2 protein-coding genes are annotated in these 1,953 nt (G+C 66.4%); one reads left to right on the plus strand and one right to left on the minus strand.

Features of this window, described 5'->3' with window-relative positions; translation table 11 throughout:
• Positions 1-373, minus strand: a 373-nt coding sequence (locus tag GKQ77_RS32200) for an RDD family protein (RefSeq protein WP_219692669.1), incomplete at its 3' end; no start/stop codon positions are given.
• Between the two features lie 88 nt (positions 374-461).
• On the opposite strand from GKQ77_RS32200, the gene GKQ77_RS32205 reads away from it, so the two are divergent.
• The gene (locus GKQ77_RS32205; protein ID WP_219692670.1) at positions 462-1,469 is read left to right on the plus strand and encodes a stage II sporulation protein M; all 1,008 of its coding nucleotides are present in this window, start codon (positions 462-464) and stop codon (positions 1,467-1,469) included.
• The last annotated feature ends 484 nt before the right edge of the window (positions 1,470-1,953 follow it).

A 1,953-nucleotide genomic window follows, 5' to 3' on the forward strand; every position in this document is an offset into this window, starting at 1 on the left:
CCACCACCCCGAACGTCAGCAGAATCTCGACGACCCCGACGGCCCCCCGCACCAGCGCGTGCCGGAACCGAATCGGCCCCCCGTCATCCCGCACCACCCGCAGCCCACACGCCAGCTTCCCCAACGACCGCCCATGACTGAGCGTCTCCACCGCGATCGGACCACCGACCAGGATGAGTACGAAACCGGCGACCGCGACTGCAGCGGCCGCGGCGTCGTCCAACGAAGAGGTCGAAGCGATGACCCCGACCGTCACCGCGAGATAGACCGCCCACACCACGGCCATGTCGATCAGCAAGGCCAGCATCCGGCTCGGCAGCTTCGCGGGACGCAGTTCAAGCGCCACCGCCTCGCCGGTCACCAGTCCACTCACGCCTGCCGCCCTTCCCCGCCCTGCCCTGGTACTGGCCAGTCTGCCAAGCTGAGCAGCCACGCGCCGCAGTACGAGGAGCAGCCACCCGATGGACCTCGACGTCTTCGTGTCCGCCCACCGAGCCGAGTGGGACCGCCTGGAAGCCCTGCTGCGCCGCCAACGCCGCCTCACCGGCGCCGAGGCCGACGAACTCGTCGCCCTCTACCAACGCACCGCCACCCACCTCTCCCTGATCCAGTCCAGCGCACCGGACCCACAGCTCACCGGACGCCTGACACACCTGGTGGCACGCGCGCGTAGCGCCGTGACGGGCACCCGCCGCGCCTCCTGGAGAGACGTGACGCGCTTCCTCGCCCACGGCTTCCCGGCGGCTGTCTACCGCTCCCGCCACTGGTGGGTCCCCACCGCACTGCTCTCCACGGCGCTCGCTGCGGTCATCGGCTGGTGGATCGCCACCCACCCCGAGGTCCAGTCCTCGATCGCCGCCCCCAGTGAACTGCGCGAGCTGACCCGCCCGAGCGGCGAATACGAGTCGTACTACTCCAGCCACCCCGCGGCATCCTTCGCGGCCCAGGTCTGGACGAACAACGCCCAGGCCGCCGCGATGTGCCTGGTCCTGGGCGCCTTCCTCTGCTTCCCGGTCCTCTGGATCCTCTTCCAGAACATGCTCAACCTCGGCGTCGGCATCGGCCTGATGTCCTCGGCGGGCCGCCTCGACACCTTCCTCGGCCTGGTCCTGCCACACGGCCTCCTGGAACTGACAGCCGTCTTCGTAGCGGCCGGCACAGGCCTGCGACTCGGCTGGACCGTGATCGACCCCGGCCCCCGTACCCGCCGCACGGCCCTGGCGGAGGAGGGCAGAGCAGCCCTCGGCATGGCGATCGGCCTGGCACTGGTCCTTTTCGTATCGGGCGCCATCGAAGGCTTCGTCACCCCGTCGGGCCTGCCGACCTGGGCCCGCATCACCATCGGAATCGCCGCCGAGCTGGCGTTCCTCGCCTACGTCTACGTCCTGGGCGGCAGGGCGGCCCGAGCAGGCGAAACGGGCGACCTGGACCGGACCGACCGCAGCGCCTCCGCCCCCACCGCAGCGTGATGTGCGTAGGGCCCTCATGAGCTGCTAGTCTCCTCTTCGCCCCGGAAAAACCGTTGACACGGAAGGACTGGGGAGGTAGATTCGAACAGTTGCCTAGAACTGGACAAGTCCGGTGGCGGCGGTTAAAGTCTGCTTGCTTCTCGAATTACATCAAATTGAGAAGCCACCCCCGATCAATCGGAACTGAAGCCGGGAAGCCCGGCCGAAAACTTCTGATAAAGTCGGATCAGCCGAAAGGCAAAGGCCCTCCAACGGCCACCGGAAATGAAATCCGAAACCGGAAACGGAACGGAAAACGGATCTGGTAAGGTTGGAAACACGAAATACCGAAGGGAAGCGCCCGGAGGAAAGCCCGAGAGGGTGAGTACAAAGGAAGCGTCCGTTCCTTGAGAACTCAACAGCGTGCCAAAAGTCAACGCCAGATATGTTGATACCCCGACTCACTTCGGTGAGTTGAGGTTCCTTTGAAAAAGTCCTGTACGGC

This window comes from Streptomyces anatolicus (genome assembly GCF_019400875.1).
GTDB lineage: Bacteria > Actinomycetota > Actinomycetes > Streptomycetales > Streptomycetaceae > Streptomyces > Streptomyces anatolicus.